The organism is Vibrio sp. Hal054, assembly GCF_037162405.1.
Lineage (GTDB): Bacteria > Pseudomonadota > Gammaproteobacteria > Enterobacterales > Vibrionaceae > Vibrio > Vibrio diazotrophicus.
This window is the reverse complement of the sequence record NZ_JARLUT010000001.1, coordinates 1,407,013-1,427,379: the sequence shown is the minus strand read 5'-3', so window position 1 is coordinate 1,427,379 and position 20,367 is coordinate 1,407,013. Positions and strand designations below refer to the sequence as shown.

At 42.5% G+C, this 20,367-nt stretch carries 15 protein-coding genes; 11 read left to right on the top strand and 4 right to left on the bottom strand.

All coding sequences use genetic code 11. The features are described from left to right. Positions 1-311: 311 nt before the first annotated feature. The 8 genes from P4S58_RS06575 to P4S58_RS06540 all read left to right on the top strand — a co-directional run bounded on the left by P4S58_RS06575 (position 312) and on the right by P4S58_RS06540 (position 9,645). Complete coding sequence (locus tag P4S58_RS06575; RefSeq protein WP_102964317.1) at positions 312-1,388, top strand: BMP family ABC transporter substrate-binding protein; 1,077 nt, start codon at positions 312-314, stop codon at positions 1,386-1,388. A 160-nt stretch (positions 1,389-1,548) separates the two neighbouring features. Further along, the gene (gene xdhA / locus P4S58_RS06570) at positions 1,549-2,958 is read left to right on the top strand and encodes a xanthine dehydrogenase small subunit (RefSeq protein ID WP_337163273.1); all 1,410 of its coding nucleotides are present in this window, start codon (positions 1,549-1,551) and stop codon (positions 2,956-2,958) included. Next, a complete protein-coding gene (gene xdhB / locus P4S58_RS06565; RefSeq protein WP_337163271.1) occupies positions 2,951-5,335 on the top strand; it encodes a xanthine dehydrogenase molybdopterin binding subunit in 2,385 nt (794 codons plus the stop codon). Before xdhA ends, xdhB begins: the two co-directional genes overlap by 8 nt. After that, positions 5,319-6,260 (top strand): xanthine dehydrogenase accessory protein XdhC, encoded by a 942-nt coding sequence (xdhC, locus tag P4S58_RS06560; RefSeq protein ID WP_337163269.1) that lies wholly within the window; start codon positions 5,319-5,321, stop codon positions 6,258-6,260. The genes xdhB and xdhC overlap by 17 nt, the downstream gene beginning before the upstream one ends. Further along, complete coding sequence (gene uraD, locus P4S58_RS06555) at positions 6,257-6,748, top strand: 2-oxo-4-hydroxy-4-carboxy-5-ureidoimidazoline decarboxylase (protein ID WP_337163268.1); 492 nt, start codon at positions 6,257-6,259, stop codon at positions 6,746-6,748. The genes xdhC and uraD overlap by 4 nt, the downstream gene beginning before the upstream one ends. After that, positions 6,745-7,068 carry a hydroxyisourate hydrolase gene (uraH, locus tag P4S58_RS06550; protein WP_042482607.1) on the top strand — a complete coding sequence of 108 codons (324 nt, stop codon included), beginning with the start codon at positions 6,745-6,747 and terminating at the stop codon, positions 7,066-7,068. The genes uraD and uraH overlap by 4 nt, the downstream gene beginning before the upstream one ends. Before the next feature lies 1 nt (position 7,069). Further along, positions 7,070-8,437 (top strand): guanine deaminase, encoded by a 1,368-nt coding sequence (guaD, locus tag P4S58_RS06545; protein ID WP_337163266.1) that lies wholly within the window; start codon positions 7,070-7,072, stop codon positions 8,435-8,437. Continuing rightward, the gene (locus P4S58_RS06540; protein WP_337163264.1) at positions 8,383-9,645 is read left to right on the top strand and encodes a urate hydroxylase PuuD; all 1,263 of its coding nucleotides are present in this window, start codon (positions 8,383-8,385) and stop codon (positions 9,643-9,645) included. The genes guaD and P4S58_RS06540 overlap by 55 nt, the downstream gene beginning before the upstream one ends. Before the next feature lie 375 nt (positions 9,646-10,020). Here P4S58_RS06540 and P4S58_RS06535 read toward each other — a convergent pair whose 3' ends face one another. Further along, on the bottom strand, positions 10,021-11,484 hold the full coding sequence (locus P4S58_RS06535; protein ID WP_337163263.1) for a hypothetical protein: 1,464 nt from the start codon (positions 11,482-11,484) through the stop codon (positions 10,021-10,023). Positions 11,485-11,876: 392 nt separating this feature from the next. Between P4S58_RS06535 and P4S58_RS06530 the strand changes: the two genes are divergently transcribed. Further along, entirely contained in the window at positions 11,877-13,910 is a 2,034-nt protein-coding gene (locus P4S58_RS06530; protein ID WP_337163262.1) for a methyl-accepting chemotaxis protein, read from the top strand. A 399-nt stretch (positions 13,911-14,309) separates the two neighbouring features. After that, entirely contained in the window at positions 14,310-15,245 is a 936-nt protein-coding gene (nlpI, locus tag P4S58_RS06525; RefSeq protein ID WP_237292632.1) for a lipoprotein NlpI, read from the top strand. Positions 15,246-15,411: 166 nt separating this feature from the next. Here the strand turns inward: nlpI and P4S58_RS06520 are convergent, their stop codons facing one another. Continuing rightward, the gene (locus P4S58_RS06520; RefSeq protein ID WP_102964307.1) at positions 15,412-15,756 is read right to left on the bottom strand and encodes a DUF3316 domain-containing protein; all 345 of its coding nucleotides are present in this window, start codon (positions 15,754-15,756) and stop codon (positions 15,412-15,414) included. A gap of 877 nt (positions 15,757-16,633) precedes the next feature. Here P4S58_RS06520 and P4S58_RS06515 point away from each other — a divergent pair. After that, complete coding sequence (locus tag P4S58_RS06515; protein ID WP_337163260.1) at positions 16,634-17,566, top strand: alpha/beta hydrolase; 933 nt, start codon at positions 16,634-16,636, stop codon at positions 17,564-17,566. Positions 17,567-17,676: 110 nt separating this feature from the next. On the opposite strand, the gene P4S58_RS06510 is transcribed toward P4S58_RS06515, so the two are convergent. Together P4S58_RS06510 and P4S58_RS06505 are read right to left on the bottom strand one after the other, a co-directional pair. Next, the gene (locus tag P4S58_RS06510; protein ID WP_337163258.1) at positions 17,677-18,507 is read right to left on the bottom strand and encodes a LysR family transcriptional regulator; all 831 of its coding nucleotides are present in this window, start codon (positions 18,505-18,507) and stop codon (positions 17,677-17,679) included. 638 nt (positions 18,508-19,145) lie between these two features. Continuing rightward, the gene (locus P4S58_RS06505; protein WP_337163256.1) at positions 19,146-20,357 is read right to left on the bottom strand and encodes an acetyl-CoA C-acetyltransferase; all 1,212 of its coding nucleotides are present in this window, start codon (positions 20,355-20,357) and stop codon (positions 19,146-19,148) included. Positions 20,358-20,367: the final 10 nt, after the last annotated feature.

Below are 20,367 nucleotides of genomic sequence, written 5' to 3'. Positions count from 1 at the left end.
GTCCACACTTGCGCATCAAAATGGTGCATTTTGTATACATGTAAGCACCATTGTAAAACATCCACTTAAAGTTAATTTCCCATCAGTGTCTATACTGACTGTATACAATATATCTAACCCCTTTGTGCACAATGCTTACAAGCCCATTCGAAAATAATTATTCAAAACACGACCAGTTGGTCAACTTTTTGCTAACAATCTCGTATCACGAATTTTTTGCAAGCAACTCCCTATCAACACACTTTTGCGAGCAAAAATGGACAACCAAATAGCTATCTTAAAATAGCGATATCTTTGAAATGGAGAATTTCATGAAAATAAATCAGTGGATGACGGTTGCAGCACTTTCAGTGTCTGCAGTGTTTTCAACTTCTACCCTTGCGGAAGATCCGATGAAAGTCGGTTTTGTATACGTGGGTCCTGTGGGCGATCACGGTTGGAGCTATGAGCACGACCAAGGCCGTCTGGAAATGGAAAAACACTTCAACGGCAAAGTGCAAACTACATTCGTGGAAAACGTACCAGAAGGCGCGGATGCTGAACGTGTTATCACTCAGCTCGCTAAGTCAGGCAATGAAGTTATCTTCACAACGTCATTCGGCTTTATGAACCCAACAGCGAAAGCAGCTAAACGCTTCCCTAAAGTAACGTTTGAACACGCGACGGGTTACAAAATGGATAAAAACCTAGGTACTTACGTACTTCGTACTTACGAAGGTCGTTATGTATCTGGTGTTGCAGCGGGTATGGCAACAAAATCAAACACGCTTGGCTACATTGCAACGTTCCCAATCCCTGAAGTTATTCGTGATATCAACGCCGTTTATCTTGGCGCGAAAAGCGTAAACCCAGATATCAAACTAAAAATCGTTTGGGTGAACACTTGGTACGATCCAGGTAAAGAATCGGATGCTGCGAATGCACTTATGGATCAAGGCGCAGACATTATTCTTCAACACACTGACAGCCCAGCACCACTGATTGCAGCAGAAAAACGCGGCATGATGGCTATTGGTCAAGCCTCTGATATGAGCCACTTCGCACCTAAAGCTCACATGTTCTCAGTACGTGACCATTGGGCACCACACTACATCAAAACTGTGCAAGCGGTTATGGACGGTAATTGGAAACCAGAAGACTACTGGGGTGGCCTAAAAGATGAGTTGCTACAAATTGTTGCTATCAACCCTAGCCTTCCTGAAGAGATTAAGACTGCGATTTCTGACACAGAAGCGAAGATCATTTCAGGCGAAATCGTTCCATTTACTGGGCCTATGAAAGACAACCAAGGCAAGGAAGTTATACCGGCAGGTCACTCTTTGACAGACAAAGAGCTAGCAGCAGTGAACTGGTACGTTGAAGGTATCGACGCAAAAATTCCTAATTAATCACGTCGCGACTCGTCTGCTAGCTCACAGCAGACGAGTCTTTTTTTAACCAAATAGTTGACCAGTTGGACAAGTTTAATAACAAAAACCCGTACTCATTGAAGCAAGGAAGCGCAGAAAGTAAGGCTAAAGCTACAATTAGAAAGGGAGAGAGGAAGTTATGTTAGAGCTAATGATTAATAGCGAGGTCGTCAAAGTGGCGTCTGCCAAAGCAGATACCATGCTGCTGAACTACCTGCGCGAACAAAAGCAGATGACGGGCTCTAAAGAAGGATGCGCAAGCGGCGACTGCGGAGCTTGTACTGTCGTTTTAGTCAGCTTAGAGGGTGATAACGTCAATTATCGCCAAATAAACGCCTGCATTACGCCAATTCACTCACTGCATGGCAAACAGATCATTACGGTAGAACACCTGAAACAGGGCAACCAACTCCACCCTGTTCAACAAATAGTGGTAGATAAACACGGTACACAATGTGGCTTCTGCACACCGGGTTTTGTCATGTCGTTGTACGCACTTTCCAAACAAACCGAAAAACCACAACACCCTGCCGATTTCTTAGCAGGTAACTTATGCCGTTGTACCGGTTACGGTCCGCTGATTGAAGCCGCCAACACCATTGCAACCACTGATATTGAAGATCCACTCAGCGCTGAAATCGAAAGCGTTAAAGCATGGATGAAATCTGTTCAGCCGTTAGAAAGTGCTCAGTATATTAAACCAACCACTCGTCAAGCGCTGGCAAAAGCACGTGCTGAACATCCGAATGCAAAATTGATTGCTGGCGGTACTGATTTGTCTCTGGAAGTCACGCAACAACTGAAATCTATTCCCGAACTGATTGATATTTCGCACGTTGATGACCTGCTTGGTATTAGCGAAACCACTGCAGGCTGGCGTGTCGGCGCTGCGGTACCGATGAACATTGTTCATGAATTTATGAAGAAACACTTCCCAACAACGGATGAAGTTATAGAACGTTTAGGAAGTTTAACCATTCGACACCGAGCAACACTGGGCGGAAGCCTTGGTCACGCCTCGCCTATCGGTGATATTGCACCACTGCTGATGAGCCTTCAGGGCAAAATTGAACTGGATGATGGCGTAAACAAAACCCTTTATGCACCAGAAGATTACATCACTGGCTATCGCGAAACCTTAATTAAACCGAATCAGTGGATCAGTGCGATTCACCTACCGCGTTTAGCACCAAACCAGCTTCATGCGATCTACAAAGTCAGTAAGCGTTACGAGGACGACATTGCTACCGTGACTCTGGCCATCAACATGACAATCGGTTCAGACAAACGCGTTAAGAGCTGCATTATTTCAGCAGGCGGTGTGGCCGCTAAATCTGTACGTTTATTTGAACTGGAAGAAGTCTTTGTCGGTCATTCACTCACCCAACCTATCGTGAACAAAGCACGTCAAAAGGTTACTCAGGTGATTCATCCGTTAAGTGACGTTCGCGGCTCTGCGGAGTATCGCGTAAAGCTGGTACAAAACCTGCTGCAACGCTTTTACCTAGAATCACAGCAAGTTGAAACAAGGTTGGTGCAACATGCGTAAATTAACTTCTGTTGATAAACAAACTACTGTTGATACACAAACACCTGCTCAACAATCGGCAACTGGTGTTGTAGGCAAACCCCACAAACATGAAAGTGCCGATAAACAAGTGAGCGGCGAAGCCCTATTTGTTGATGATTATGTAACTCCGAGAAACTGCCTTCATGCAGCGGTTGTCATCTCATCCATTGCCAAAGGCAAAATTATTAACTTGGATCTTTCTTCTGTTGAGAATGCCGAAGGTGTGGTTAAGGTTTTTACTGCGGATGCGATTCCCGGTGAAAAAGACATTGGTACTATTTTCAAAGGCGATCCACTGCTGGCTTTGGACAATGAAATTCGTTATTTCGGTCAGCCTATCGCGCTAGTATTGGCAACCACTCACGACCAAGCATGGAAAGCCGCACGTTTAGCTTCTGTTGAATACCAACAAGAAGAAGTTGTGCTAAGCCACGAAAACGCCGGTGAGCTGCTTCCTTCGCACCAAATGGGCAGACACATTGAACAGAGCGTGTTTGATAATGCGGATATCGCCATAGACAGCGATATGCACGTTGGCGGTCAAGAGCATTTTTATCTGGAAGGACAAGTGAGCCTTGCAGAAATCACCGAAGATGGCGGCATATTTGTACGTTCATCAACTCAAAACCCTTCTGAAATTCAGAAACTGATTGCTGAAGTTCTGCATGTTGATTTCAACCGAGTCACCGTTGATATGCGACGCATGGGTGGTGGCTTTGGTGGTAAAGAAAGCCAAGCGGCGCAGTGGGCATGTTTGGCCTCATTAGGGGCTTATCACACAAAACGAGCCGTTAAAATGCGTCTGCCTCGCGGTATTGATATGACGGCAACGGGCAAGCGTCACCCGTTCTACAACCGCTACCAAATCGCGGCGAACAAACAAGGTGAAATCATCGCGGCTGATATCCAAGTGAACGGTATTTGTGGTCACTCCCCTGATTTGTCTGATGCGATTGTCGATCGCGCAATGTTCCATGCTGACAACGCTTATTTCCTTGGTAAAGCATGCATTGAAGGTAATCGCCTTAAAACAGACATGGTTTCTCATACAGCTTATCGTGGATTCGGTGGTCCTCAAGGGATGATCGTGATCGAAAAAGCGATGGAAGAGTTGGCGCTAACCGTCAGACAAGACCCGCTCGATATTCGCCTTAAAAACCTCTACCGCGCAGGTAAAAATGTCACTCCTTATGGCATGCAGGTCGATCAATACGACGCGATGCTTGAAATCATGAAGCAGCTTGAACAAAGCAGTGACTATCGTGCTCGTCGTGAACAAATAAACCAATGGAACAAAAGCCATTCAGTATTGAAAAAAGGCTTGTCGTTAACACCGATTAAATTCGGTATTTCGTTTACCGCAACGCACCTCAATCAGGCCAGTGCACTTATCCACGTCTACACAGACGGCACTATGCAGGTTTCTCATGGCGGTACCGAAATGGGTCAAGGTCTGCATACCAAGATTGCACAAATCGTGGCACAAACTTTTGGCGTGAGCTTAGACAAGGTGCTGGTTACCTCTACCCGTACCGACAAAGTGCCCAACACCTCGCCAACCGCAGCATCTTCTGGTGCCGATTTAAACGGCATGGCAGCGCACATAGCAGCATTAGAGATTAAACAGCGCCTGCTGGAATTTGCACGTAACCACTACAAGGTTGAAGACGTCGATATCGTTAACGGTGAGCTTGTGGGTGTGAATGAAACCGTCACTTGGGCTCAGTTGGTACAAAAAGCTTATATGGCACGAGTATCTCTTTCTGCAACTGGCTTTTACCAAACACCAAAAATTGGTTATGACAGAAAAACCGCGACTGGACATCCTTTCTTCTACTTCTCATTAGGCGCGTCCTGTTCAGAAGTTACCATCGACACACTAACCGGAGAGATGCGTGTTGATCGCGTTGATATTCTGCACGATGTGGGCAACAGCTTAAACCCAGCCATCGACCGAGGTCAGATTGAAGGCGCGTTTGTGCAAGGATTAGGATGGCTAACCACCGAAGAGCTTGTGTGGCATGAAGACGGCCGACTTCTCAGTAACAGCCCGATGAACTACAAGATCCCGACCATTGGTGACTATCCAAAACAGATGCACATTGATTTGTATGAAAAAGCTAACCCAGAACACAGCATTTATCGCTCGAAAGCGGTGGGCGAACCGCCTTTTATGCATGCAATCAGCGTTTGGTGTGCAACCTATGATGCAGTGGCTTCTATCAGTGGTCACAAACATGCGCCGCAGTTGCATGCTCCTGCTACCGGCGAAACCATTTTGAGAGCGTGTGAAGAGCAGCTTCAATGGCTTGAACACCATGTTGTGAAGGAGACCGAAGATGCCGTCACACCATAATCCTCAAGGTTTTGAGCAGTTCAATGTTGATCAGTTCAATAAGAAAGGACTACTCAACAACCCAAGCATGCACTGGCTGAAAGCGTGCCAGATGCTTGAACAGCAAGGTGAAGCTTATTGCATCGCAACTGTGGTTGCTTACGTTGGCTCGGTACCGAGATCAAGCGGTGCAAAAATGGTGATTACTCAAGCGTGCCAGTTCGACACGCTGGGTGGTGGCAACCTTGAGTTTCAAGTTATCGCTCAGGCTCGTGAAGGATTAGCTTCTCATCAAAGCCAAGTCGCCATTGAACGTTTCTCCCTTTCGGCGGATCTCGGTCAATGTTGCGGCGGCGCGGTTCAGGTGATGTTCGAATATTTCCATACTCGGACACCTCAGGTAGTTATCTTTGGCGCTGGGCACGTATGCCAAGCATTAACCACAGTGTTAAATGAGTTGCCTTGTCAATTGACAGTGGTTGATAGCCGCCACGAATGGCTTGCGCCTCTACAGGACAAAGGTATCAAGGTTGAACTGCTGGAAAATCCAATTGAAGCGTTGGGCCAACTACCTAACAACGCGTATGTCATTGTGATGACTCAAGATCATGGGCTCGACTTTGAAATTACGCGTTTGGCACTGGAAGAAAACCGCTTCGCGTTTGTCGGCCTTATCGGCTCACAAGGTAAAAAGCAGCGCTTTGAATTCCGTTTGAAAGAACAGCTCACCGATGCAGATCTCATTCATAACCTAACCTGCCCGATTGGTCATCCGGATGTGAAAGGCAAATTGCCAATGCAGGTTGCTGTTTCAGTGGCGGCTCAACTGATTGGTTTATTCAATGAACAAGAAGCCAACACCATTAACCGTGAAAGCAACAACGAAGAAGTGCAATGGAAGCAGGCAAATGAAGCTCGTAAGGTTTTAAAGGAAGAAAAGCAATGACAGCAGTACGAACGAGCTTGGAACTCGACGATCAAGCACTGAACAAAATCTGCACCAGTCAGAAATGGGTATCGTTGGTGAAAGACAAAATGCCTTTTAGTAGCCCTTCAGAGCTCAAAAACGCGGCAGAGGAAGCGTTTGTAGAACTTGAAGAACAAGATTGGCTGGAGGCGTTCGCTGGTCACCCGATGATTGGTGATATCTCTACACTGCAAAAGAAATACGCGCAGGGAAAATCGTTAAGTGAAAAAGAACAAGGCGGCGTAAAAGATGCTTCCGATGAAACGTTACAGCAGTTGCTGTTACTTAACAAAGAATACGTTGAGAAATTCGGTTTTATCTTCATCGTATGCGCTACAAACAAAAGCGCAGATGAAATGCTCAGCATGTTAAAAGCGCGCATTAACCGCACTCGAGAACAAGAGTTGCAACAAGCCGCAATAGAACAACAAAAAATCAGTCAGATAAGAATGGAAGCTTATTTATGAACAAACTCAGTTGCCATGTACTGGACACCGCTAACGGGCATCCCGCTGCAAATATCGTTGTAAAACTTTATCGCTTGGGCAGTTTCGATTGCCTTGCTGAGGAAACCACAAACGAAGATGGTCGTGCCGTTTTTGAAGGCATTACGCTTGATAAACATAACTTTACTTTGCGCTTTCTCGTTCAGCCTTACTGTGAAGAACAATTCGGAGCGTCTTTCTTCCCAATGATCGATGTGCATTTCACCGTGAGCGACGACAGAAACTACCACATACCTCTACTTCTCTCGCCTTACTCATATTCCAGCTATCGAGGTAGTTAGTATGACGTTAAAGGTACATAGAGGAAGCTTACTCCACTTTCCAAAAGTGACATCGTCACCGTCTGAGAACTATCAGTATTGGAATGACGGCGTGCTCGTGGTGGAAAATGGACGAATTACCCATGTAGGAGATGCCAAAGCGTTCTTTTCAATCTCAGCTAATAAAGCGTTGTTGATTCAAGGACATGTGACTCAGCATCACGGGCTGCTTATTCCGGGGATGATTGATGCTCATGTGCACTTCCCTCAAATAGAGATGATTGCCAGCTATGGTAAGCAACTGTTGGATTGGTTAAACACATATACTTTTCCGACAGAGCTAATGTTCGCGAATCAAGACTACTGCAATGCTCAGGCAGAGTTCTTCATCAAGCAACTTTTTGCTCATGGCACAACCACAGCCAGCGTGTTTGCCACCGTTCATCCGCAGTCGGTTAACGCGTTTTTTAGCGCAGCGCAACGACATGATGCGCGGATGATTTGCGGCAAAATCATGATGGATCGTTTCTGTCCTGACGAGCTGCAAGATACGCCGGAATCCGGCTATCGTGACAGCAAAGAGCTGATTGAACGCTGGCACAAAAATGGGCGTGCACTGTACGCGATTACCCCTCGCTTTGCGCCAACCAGCACACCAGAGCAACTAGCTAAAACCGGGCAACTTGCCAAAGAACATCCGGACACTTTCATTCAGACCCATTTGAGTGAAAACCACGGTGAAATGGCGTGGGTAAAAGATCTTTTCCCTGAAGACGACGATTACCTAGCTGTGTATGAGCGCTACAACCTTGTGCGCGACCGCGCTCTGTTTGGGCATGCTCTGCATCTCAATGACCGTGAGTTTAAGTCTTTGGCGGCAAACGGCGCTTCTATTGCCTTCTGCCCTTCATCGAATCTGTTTTTAGGTAGTGGTCTGTTTGACTATCAAAAAGCAAAAGAGGCTGGAATTCCAATCGCTATCGCCAGTGATGTCGGTGCTGGCACCAGTTTGAGTCTGCTGCGTAACCAAAGTGATGCTTATAAAGTATGTCAGTTACAAGGCGTGAGCTTAGATGCGTTTGAATCTCTCTATCTCTGCACTCAGGGAGCTGCGGCAGCCATGGGGCTCGACCACCTCATCGGCAATTTTAATATCGGCACCGAAGCCGATTTCGTAGAACTCGATCTCACAGCATTTCCGATGCTCAAACAGCGCATTTTGCGTTGTCAGGAATTGTCAGAGCAACTTTTCGCTTTGGTCACACTGGGTGACGAGCGAGTGATCGAGAAAACCTATGTTCATGGAAATTTAGTTTATCAAAAGGATGTGATGTTATGTGGCCACAACTCTACGAATGGATTGCGTTATTTATCAAATGGTTCCATGTAATCTGCGGTGTTGCATGGATTGGCGCAAGTTTCTATTTCACTTGGTTAGATAACTCTTTAGAAACGCCGCCAAAGTGGAAACAGGACAAAGGAATCAAAGGCGATCTTTGGGCGATCCACGGTGGTGGCTTCTATGAAGTCGCCAAATACCAAGTTGGCCCAGAACAAATGCCTGAAAAGCTGCACTGGTTTAAATGGGAAGCCTACTCCACTTGGCTGACAGGCACTGCGTTGTTAATTTGGATGTACTACTTCAACGCGCAAGCTTACCTTATTGACCCTCGTGTTATGGAACTGAGCACGCTTCAAGCTGTGAGTTTAGGAATAGGAACTATCTTCCTTGGCGTGGTTGTGTACGAAGGATTAATGCGTTCTCCATTGAACCGTTCAACACCGCTGTTTATTGCAGTGTTAGTGCTATTCAGCGCGCTATTCTTCTATGCTTTCGCCCATATGTTCAGTGGCCGTGGAGCTTTCATTCACATGGGAGCGCTGATCGGTTCGATAATGGTGAACAACGTTTTCCATAAGATCATCCCAGGTCAACGCAAAATGGTAAAACAAGTGGCCGCCGGTGAACCTGTAGACCCAGCCCCGGGCTTAGAAGGCAAACGCCGTTCAATCCACAACAACTACTTCACGCTGCCTATCATCTTTTTGATGATCAGTAACCACTATCCGATGATTTACCAGCACGCACAAAGCTGGTTAATTGGGCTTTTGATTATGCTTATCAGTGCTTACATTCGCCATTACTTCAACCTCAAGCACTCTGGTCAGTCAAAACCGAGCGTTATGTATGTTGGGGCTGGCGCTATGTTTGCACTGGCAGTTGCCATTAGTTGGCAAGCGACATCACAGCTACACGCGCCAAAAGTGGTTGCGGCGCAAGGTTCTGAGTCTGCGATAACGGAAACAGTGGCGACTGCTTCCGTAGAAGCTGCACCTCAACTCACAGAACAGCAGCACTCAGCGTTAGGCATTATTGAAGCTCGCTGTGGCCAGTGCCACAGTTCAACACCTACAGATGATGTGTTTAAAGTGGCACCAAGTGGCGCAGTATTCGATACATGGCAAGATGTAGAACGTTGGAAATCCCGCATTATTGCTCGCGCTGTCGTCAGTGGCGATATGCCGTTCCTCAATAAAACAGAAATGACCGATGCTGAACGCCAAGAGCTGAATAAAATACTCAGCGCCAGCGAGTAACCCAAAAACCACCAGCACAATGCTGGTGGTTTTACATTCCTTCTGAAGATGTAGGCATCACTACAGCCTCTTTTCTATTTCTTCTATCTCTTCTATCGCGCTTCAAATCGTTTAGTAAGCCGTACTCGCATCGTTAGCAAAGCAAGCCAACCTCACTGAATCCGTACTGTTGCATATTGAGAGTGAGCAAGATATAACCTAAAACTCGTCTTACATTTCCAGCAAAATAACGAATGAGAGAATGATATGGGATAAATAGAGTGCCATTTGTCCTAGGAAATAAAGCAGCTGATAGCCCGCATAGAAAATGCCGGCTATTCATCTTCGTTTTTTCTAAGCAACTACAAGAGTCTCTGGTTTTAAGGTTTCTAGTCGCTATTTAAGCACTCCCATATCTTTTAGTTTCAAGATCGAATCAACCAAACTTTTGGCTGGGGTTCCTTCATCATGTTTCTTATCAAGAGTCGTGGACGCATTAAATGATATTGCTTTAATTGCTTCAGACAGTAGTTCTTTTAATAGCTTGTCATCATTATCAGATAGCTCTTCAATTTGCTGCTTAAATCCTTGATATGATTTAGCCAATGCTTCCTTATGAGCGTACTCTTCATGTAAACGGCTAAACTCATTTCTTCGTTTAGATACAAATAGTGCAAACCAAACGATAGGAACTATTACAGGTAATTTACGTATCAAACTTTTAGAAATACTGACCCAATCAGTCGAGCTTTCCATAAAGGATATTGTGAATGGTGAAAAAGATAACTCTTTGGTTAGCAACAAAAAACCAGCCGAGATAAGAGCTACCATGCTTACATAAAACAGCAGACTGTAAGTCTTTATCGGGCCTTTGCAACCTATTTTTAAGTCATGATACGCACTAGCTAAACCAGCACTGGCTGCCCCAGGTAATAATTTTTCTATTTGTTCATTTAAGGCTTTATATCTTTGCTCATGCTTATCTCTAAATACGTCCAGCTTAGTTTGCCTATCGGTGATCTCACTTAGCAATCCTCCAGTCACCTCTCCATTTTCGTCTTCTACTCCATGCACCTTTTTATATACATCGTAGAGAAACTCTGTTTCTTTACGGACTTCTACCAAATCTTCATTAATCGATTTTCGATCTTTTTTAGCGTTCTCTAAAGCTTTGGTAATACTTGCTTCTATTGAATTTTCACCACCATGCTCTTCAAGCAATTCCTCTTTATATGAATCGAAATCTTCTTTGGTAGATTCTAGATGTTGAGTCAGCGAGTTAATTTGATCTCGAAGATTACCTTCACCCTCAAATAGTTCGTCCTCATATTCTGAGATCCTATTTTTTGCGGAATTTGTTATCGTAAGTGATTCTTCTACCTCTTTCTTTATAGAGTTGATCTCAGTATTCAACTCAGATAGTTTCTTTAGATATTGTTCTAGTTGGTTATCTATAGATTTCTGATAAGCATTTAGAGAGGCACTCATTGATTTGGCTTGATTCCCCTTAACTTGCATATATGGACGTAGATATGAAAGAAGGTTATCGAGATTATTATTTGCGTTTCTAATGTGACCAATGTTCTTATTACTTTTGTAAGTATTGATTTGGTTCCAACACTCTTGACACTGAGTTCCAAAATTACCCCAAGTTGATAGAGGAATTAGCTCTGGGTCACATCCATCAAGTAACTCATTTAAATAAGTAACGGCTTTCACCAATCTCGCTATCTCTTGAACATCTGCAGCAATTGTTTTGTCAAATGCTTCTGGCTCTTCATCTACATACGCCAAAATCTGGTTCCAGATCTGCCTAAACGCATGATTTTCAAAGTTACTGACCCAACGACTACCGTTCATCACCTAGCTCTCTAATATTTATTAATGTTGATTGATAATACTTGCGTTTTTAAATATTTTCACCTTTGGGCATAGCTCTAGACAAGATTAACTTAAAGTACGAGCACCAATTTTTGTTACCCATAATCGAATTTCAAATCAATGACAGAAAACAACCGTCTGAAGTTTATAAAGTAACCGCATATTGTTGCTACTTAGTCATAAATCTATATTAGAAGTTTGAATAAGGATATTAACTCCTTTCTTTACTTGTTCTCTCTTAATTAATCATAAGCCTTTTACATGCTCTTTGTTGGATTCAAATTTGCGCATATGCAACGGTGAACTACACTAAATCTTAACGAAAAGTGCCACTTTAGTGTGGTCAACATTTATTTCTTTAAGAGGTTAGTATGAGACTTCATTCGATTCGATTAAAAATGATGTTGCCCATTATTTTGCTCACTGTGCTAGTGATTTCAATTTTTGTCTTTATGCAGGTCATCATCAAGATAGAAGATCGGGCGATGGAGAAACAAACCAAGTCCTACTTCGAAGCCATAGCAGTCGTGCTGAATGCGGATCGGGATATCTATCAAGCGCGTTTAGCTCAGGCAGAAATGCTCTCGGACTACGGAGACAAACAACAACAACAAAAAGACTTCGATGAGAACGCACAACAAGTCTATGATCGCTTCCAAAGTTTCCGCAAGTATCTGGTTGATGAACCAGAATTAGTAGCACCTTTTAATAACTTTGACGCACTTTACGATGATTGGCTCCAAAGCAGCAAAAATGTTTCTTCTATCTATGTTGCAAGCCAGCTCGTGAATGATCGTTTGGCTGATATCGATAAAGACTTCTTTACTATGCGTAATTTGCTCGATCAGGCTGAGGCGAAACTTCGTGTCCATGCGTCAGACTGGAGTGAAGATAATACTGACCGTCAGATACTTAAACGCTACCTCGATGCTCTGGCAGAAGTGCTCAATGCTGACCGTGATTTATATCAAGCACGTTTAGCTCAGCAAAAGTTTGTCACTGGTATTGGTGATGCAGAGAAAAACCTCAACGATTTCCAAGAAAACGCTCTACAAGCAAACAACCGTTTTCAATCTTACAGAACCTTGATGTCTCCCGAACCTGAGTTTGTTACTCCCTATGAACAATTTGACGGCCTTTTTTCAGGCTGGTTTAAAGAGAGTTCAGATCTCATGGATTCTGATGAAATAAAAATCGCTGGCAGTCAGAAAGACGTGTTGTCCTCTACCGACGAGAAGTTTGAGCGTATTAGAGACGTACTCGATAAAGCCGGAGAAGCAGTAAAGAACCAAGGTCGGATAAAAGAACAGGAGACGGCTCAGGAGATTCAACGTTATCAACAAATTACCATTGGTATAGTGGCAGTTGGTTTTCTGATAGCATTCTTGATCAGCTACTACATACCGAAAAACATTACGCAAAATGTAAACAACATCTCGCATCGAATTCGCGAAATCTCGGAAGGTGATGGTGATTTGACAGCACGAATCAACTCTAGCGCAAAAGATGAGTTGGGAGATTTGGCGCAAGAGTTCGATACCTTCGTTGGAAATCTGCAAACGATAATGAAGACTATCCAATCAAAAAGTTCAGCATTGGGTGACTCAACACATCGCTTGGAGGCTGTGGCTAACTCAGTCAGTAATATCACGCAAAAGTTAGTGGAATCGAGCGATTCCATCGTTAGTGCTGCCAGCGAAATGTCGATGGCTAACGCTCAGATGGCAGATGTTGCAGCCAATACGTCTGATGAATCCACATCCGCAGCCGAGCACATTGACCGAGGCCGAGATGTAGTGACATCATCCCACGCCAGTATTGATTCACTTGTCGACAATATTGATGTGACGATGACCAAAGCCGAAGAGCTAGAGAAAAACTCAGAGGCCATCTCATCTGTTCTCGAAGTCATTCGTGGGATTGCCGAACAAACCAACCTACTCGCCTTGAATGCTGCAATTGAAGCTGCACGTGCAGGAGAATTTGGACGAGGCTTTGCAGTTGTTGCAGATGAAGTTCGCAAACTTGCAACTCAGACAGGTGAAAGTACCAACCAGATTGAGAAAATGATTAGCCAATTGACCGACAGCGTTTCTGACGCGTTTACCGCAATCAAGCTCAGTAAAGACAACGCCAACAGCGCAGTGAGCAATTTTGACAGCGTTATTCAGGTATTCGATGCGCTGAACAGTTCTCTCAGTTCAGTACGAGATTTGTCCGAACAGACCGCTCTGGCTACTCAAGAACAGTCCAGCGTCTCCAATGAGATCAATCAAAATCTAATCTCAATGAAAGACCAAACTGACGGAGTTGACCGAGCATCCAAAGAGATTCGCCAACAGTTTAATGATCTCAATAGTGTATACATTGAGCTGAACAACCAAGTGTCGAAGTTTAGAGTCTGAGTAAATTCTATAGATACAAACCATCGATATTTAGAAGATTTGCTACTCTGCACATATACATGTCGTTTAATGTCACATAATTGGTCGCTGTCGCTGCTTAGCAAAAAGTGACCGTTAAGGAACGTTTAGGTGGACAGATAAGCCACCTAAACGACTGTGCTAACGACAATGAATCTACCCTACACTTTTAGCAATCTGCACAATATCTAGTGATATCAGTCACTTAAAATATTTTCTTTAATTTCATATTGTTAGGTGTCCTTTTAAGTTCAGAAACCCAGGAACTGTGATTGCACTAATGATTAAACACTCAACAGTTGACTATCTGGTTACTTTTTGTGCTATAAAGGTGCCGAAGTTACTTCCATCAGGTATGCGGAAGTAAAAAGGAGTAGATTTATGTTTAAACAGTTCGGCTTTTTGTGTGTAAGTATTGTTGCTATTGCTGGGTGTAATCCGGTCAGTTCAGTCGATACACCTGTTAATACAGCAAGTACTGCCCAGCAAGAGAGCTATCCTGCAATGGCAGTCCCTTTACAGCCGAATGCATTGGCAGAAAACAATATCGCAGAGCTGACCCAACTCCTGTCTGGAGACAAAGTTAAGGCTGCCGATAAAGCCCAGATATACCTAGATCGTGGTCGTTCTTACGACAGTATGGGCCTACGAGACCTTGCCAGAATGGATTATTTTAAGTCATTAGAAATTAATCCAAGACAAGCTGATGTTTATAACTTACTTGGTATGTACTACACGCAAATCGGTAAGTTTGATACGGCCTATCAAGCTTTCGATTCAACCATCGAACTTGACCCTTCAAATTTAGGTGCCGTATTTAACCGAGCAGTTGCTCAGTACTATGGAAAAAGACCAGATCTCGCGTTAGAAGACATGAAAACTTACTACGAAAGTAATCCAAGTGATCCTTTCAGCGCATTGTGGCTCTATATTATTGAATCTGAGTCAGATAAAAACGCCGCTCTTACCCGACTAAAATCGACTTATGAAAATAAAACTGACCAATGGGAATGGATGCTGGTAGGCGTTATATTAAATCAGGTAAATGAAGAGGATATCTCAAACTATATCGTCAACAGCACCGCGAACAATACAGTAATGGCTCAAAAATTCACCGAGGCTTACTTTTATTTAGGTAAAAGCTACATGGCTAATGGTGATATTAAAAGAGCACTATGTGTATATAAACTTGCTTTATCACTAAATGTATTTAACTACAGTGAACATAGCTATGCTTTATTAGAGCTGGATAGAATTTCTGACCAGTTTAAATCTGCAAGAAAAAACGACAAACAAGAGAATTTTGTTTATCGTTAATGTATATCGATAAAATTACCCACAATAAATACTGAAAAGGTGATTAACTACAATCACCTTTTATTTCAGCATAGCAATCAAACAACTCATGCTTAACCATAACTTACTCATCGATATAGATGTAACTATATTCTCTGTATTAAACAGAGTTGAGATAAAAATTTAATTAATTATCTGAAATTGCTTTGTAGTTGTAATCAACTTCTACAATCGCACGATATTGCATGGTGTCTCTGCTTGCAGGGAACTCCTCAATTTTTACTTGTGCACTTTCAACTACCATAGTGCCACCGATTACAGTATCTCCGGTCGTATTTAGTTTCCATCGCAAATCGCTATCGCTTGCCGTTTCTAGTGCCTCATACATGTTAAAACCGGCATCGATTGCTTCTTGTTTGGAAGCGAACGAATCGGAATACAGAGTTGCATCTCTATGGATTGTTTCACGGGGCCCTGCTGTAGCGGTAAACGCAACTAGCATAGAGCATGCTAAGGTGATTAACGCTTTCATAATATTTCCTTACAATGAACTAACCAATGAAAGTATCGTAAGTAGTATTGGTACTTGCTTTACCTTCCTATTACCAAGAAATTTAGCAACTTATAAGCAATATAAATAATTTCTATGGTAAACGTAAGCCAAGGTATTTCTGGTCATACACTTACACTTTAGTATTATTATGATTTAGATCAAGTTTTATAATATAATTTCTCGTAAAACAAAGTAAATCAGTTAATAAAATATTAATATACAATATTACTTATAAGCATAATGACAAACAAAGTCATTAATAAACATACTGTTAGATATAAAAATATATAAACACACTACGACATGAAAAATAAATATATAATTAACAAACACATGCATTCAATAATTTAAATTTCTTTTATTATTATGCAGTTACAGATTATTTTTTAAATAACTACTTAAAATCCTTTTAGAATTAAATAATTTTCCTTTAATAATCAACCGTTAATTCTTATTATAATTTTATTCTAACGACTCACTAATTTTAATTGCTACTTTTTTATACTACTAATAACTGAATATTATATAAGTGGTCGCCGAACAGAAGCCGTTACTTACACACATAAACCACTATAAGGACGTGTTAGATATTTAACCATAACCTATTGATATAAAATCCATAAGTTACTTACATAGGCATTTTTCCAGTAAAACAGCGATTGTTCAATACGCAATGACTCAGGTATCTTCCCTATCACTTCATTGCCCCTTCCCTACAAAGGCTTAGTAGTATTTATACTTGTTGATTCCCAAAAAACAGTTGTTGTGTGTGTGTTTTTAAAAACATCTTACTGTACAAATACACAGTAAACATGCACAATTGAAGCCTAACATATGAAACAACTCGGTGGCTTAGATGATGAATCAACTAGAAAAAGGAATAAGAGAACTTGTTGAAGCTTTTATTGCAGACGGAAAATCTTGCCCCTCGGCACATGACATTGAAAATCGAAGAGCTGGCTACCTTTCCAGTACGATTCTATCAGGCAGCAGCCCTGAGATGTTTGACGAGTTCGTCGATCAACTCAACGGTATCACTTTGAAAGTTTACAAACCGAGCAACGATGAAGGATTGCCGATTACCATCTATTTTCATGGTGGTTGTTTTATCAGTGGTGGATTCAAAACACATGAACAACAACTAAGACAGATAGCCAAGTTGTCAAACAGTATCGTAATTTGTATTCAATATCGTTTAGCGCCTGAAAACGTTTATCCAGCTGCACACGATGATGTTTACAACGCCGTATTGGCGATAAGAGAGTTAGCAGCTCAATACGGTGGCAATACCAGTAACATCGTCTTTGTTGGTGATAGTGCCGGTGGACAATTAGCACTAACCACGACTTTACGCTTAAAGCAAAATCAAAAATGGCTACCGAAGAAACAAATTTTGCTTTACCCGATGCTTGATCCTTTCGGCAAGTCAAAGAGCTATGTTCAAAACGGCACTGACTACATCATCACAGCGAACATGCTGCTTTCTGGTTTCTCTATGTACACGGGTGAAATGGATAAAGGTTCAATCAACACCAATCCAGATCTCCATCCTTTAGCGTGCGCCGAGTTAAAAGGATTACCGCCGACGCATATCATCACCGCAGAATTCGACCCATTGCGGGATGAAGGTGAACAACTGTATAAGCAGTTGTTGGATTCCGGAGTTGAGGCATATTGTGAAAGATACTTAGGTGTGATTCATGGTTTTCATCAGTTGTCGGGCGTAAGTGAGAGTGCCAAACGTTGCTTACGTCGTATTTCCGAAGAAATTAGGGCTACATGCGATTAATACCAGACTCATCATTTCAACGGTCTCAGCAGTGTGTACATTGAACGGAACAACCAGTTATAGAAATTTAAGCTCTGAGTAAGCAGGTTGAATGGATAAGAAACAACCCTTTATTTGTTACTTAAGATACTGGTTAGTTCATCTCTAATAAAAGTTGATATCTCGGCCAACTTTCTGGGAAGTGGATTTTGATACGGATAAGCGATGTACATCGACCTTTCCGTATCAAACGTTTGAGTAACGTGAAGATTATTTACATTGCTTCCTTTCATCAGATAGTTAGGAATAACACCCACGCCTATACCGTTGGCAACAAAGTTCATCAAAATAGACGTATTATCAACCTCAATAACATCACTGTAATTGGTCTTTATAGCCTCTTTATTAGAGTGGTTCTTATAGATGAGTAGTGTATTGTTTTTAGCGTTATCCGATTTCGATATTAAAATATCGTGATAGCTGCCTACCTTATGTGCAATCAGAGTCTCATCAACAATATTATTAAGTCTAATTGCCATGTCCACTTTACTTTCTAATAAATTCTCAACATTGTTACTTGAAGATATTTCAAAGTTAACGGCTGGATAACGCTCTTTAAGGCTTTTCAGTATTTCACCAAAAATAGAAGAAGCAATTGAATTAGGCATTGTTATTTTAAATTTACCACTAATGCAGTCACTCAGTGATTTCGCTCTGTAGTTGAGTTCTTTTAATTTATCTAAAGATTCAATCGCAAGCTCTTTAATGCTTTCTCCATGATCCGTCAAAACTAGTTTTCTGGTCGTTCTGTGGACGAGCGTGACGCCAAGCTGTTTCTCTAAAGTCATTAATTGGCGGCTAACTTGAGCCTTTGACAATCCCAGCTCCTTTGCTGCCTCCGTCAGGGAAAGATGCTTGCAAACCGAAGCAAAGCAGATTAATTCATTGTTCATCATTTCCATGATTGTTACCTATTTGCAACTCTGAGTCACGTTGTCTTTTAAATGCTCACTTAGTATAACTATCTTTCATCGGAGCATGGAAGGGATATTTAACCACTATAAGAAAAATATTCTCGCACAAATAAAAAGATCAATCTCCATTGGTTTAAATAATAAAAAAAATTACAACTAAAAGACTTTATTAAAGTTTTAATAAAGAGCAACTCCATTAACAAACAATTAAGTATAGCTTTAGAAAAACTGATAAATAGTAAGAAACTAACAATTCTTTCGATATTTTTGCATTGGACAATTAACCATGAGAAATGAAACTATGAATACAGATATAAATAATAAAAATGGAAGCAAACTTTTAAACCTTTTGTATAATGCTACCCAGTTTTATACAAAAGTGTTTGTTAAGTTATTTGGTGATGAGTTAAGAGTTCGCCACAACAAGAATAGAATCAATCTACGTAGTAAATGTGAGCTTAGCGAACACATGAAACGAGATATTGGATTAGATTGATATATTTCGGCATAAATACTGAGCAAACACACCGTACCCATACACAACTGAAGTCTTGCATATGAAAAATACTGATTCATATAAAGTCATAAAGCCCCTAACCGGAGCTTTATGAGCAGGCAACTAATGCTTAATGATAACGAGACAACACTAGCGCAGTTCCCATACCGCCACCAATACACAAAGAAGCAAGTCCAAACTGAGATTGGGAACGTAGCATTTCATAGATCAAACTTGTGACGATACGTCCACCAGATGCGCCAATTGGGTGACCCAGTGCAATTGCACCGCCGTTCACATTTACGTGTTCATCAAACCAAGATTGGTCCAGATTGTGCTGCTCTGAAAGACACTTCATCACGCCAATCGCCTGCGCAGCGAACGCTTCGTTGAGTTCCACCTTGTCGATGTCAGAAAGGTTCAACTTGGCGCGAGTTAACGCCTGTTTAATCGCTGGAACTGGACCTAGGCCCATGACTTCTGGAGCGACACCCCCTTGTCCTGTAGATACTACTTCCACTAACGGTTGCAATCCATGCTGCTTCACCGCGTTCTCACTAGCAATCACAAGTGCAAATGCGCCGTCATTGATACCTGAAGCATTACCTGCGGTTACTGTTCCTTCTTTGTCAAACGCGGGGCGAAGCTGAGAAAGCGCTTCAAGTGTTGCGTCAAAGCGAGGGTGTTCGTCAGTTTCTACCGTGAAAGAACCTTTACGAGTCTTGATTTCTAGCGGGACTATCTCTTGGCTAAAGCGCCCTGCTTTAATTGCAGCTTCGGCTTTATGCTGGCTGGCTAAAGCAAACTTATCCTGCTCTTCGCGACTAATAGAAAACTGCTTAGCAATATTTTCGGCTGTAATGCCCATATGAATGCCGCTGAACGCATCCGTTAATCCATCTTTTAATATGGTATCGATGGCTGAGAAGTCGCCCATTTTATTGCCTGAACGGAGGTTGCCATTCATGACAAAGGGCGCATTACTCATGCTCTCCATTCCTGTAGCGACGACAATCTCTGCATCGCCAGCTCGAATAGCGTTCACTGCATTCAAAATGGACTTCATACCGCTGCCACAAATCATATTGAGTGTGTATGCAGGTGTCTCAGCAGGAATACCTGCGTGCATTGCGGCTTGTCGCCCTACCCCCTGTCCTTGCCCAGCACTGAGCACATTTGCCGCAATAACTTCATCCACGCTCTCAGGTTGAACACCCGATTGTTCCAACACCGCTTTAATTGTGGCGCTGCCTAGTTCTACCGCTGTCACTGGCGACAAACTTCCCATAAAAGTGCCGATTGCGGTGCGTTTCGCTGCAACAATATAAACTTTGTTATTCATAGCGTTATTC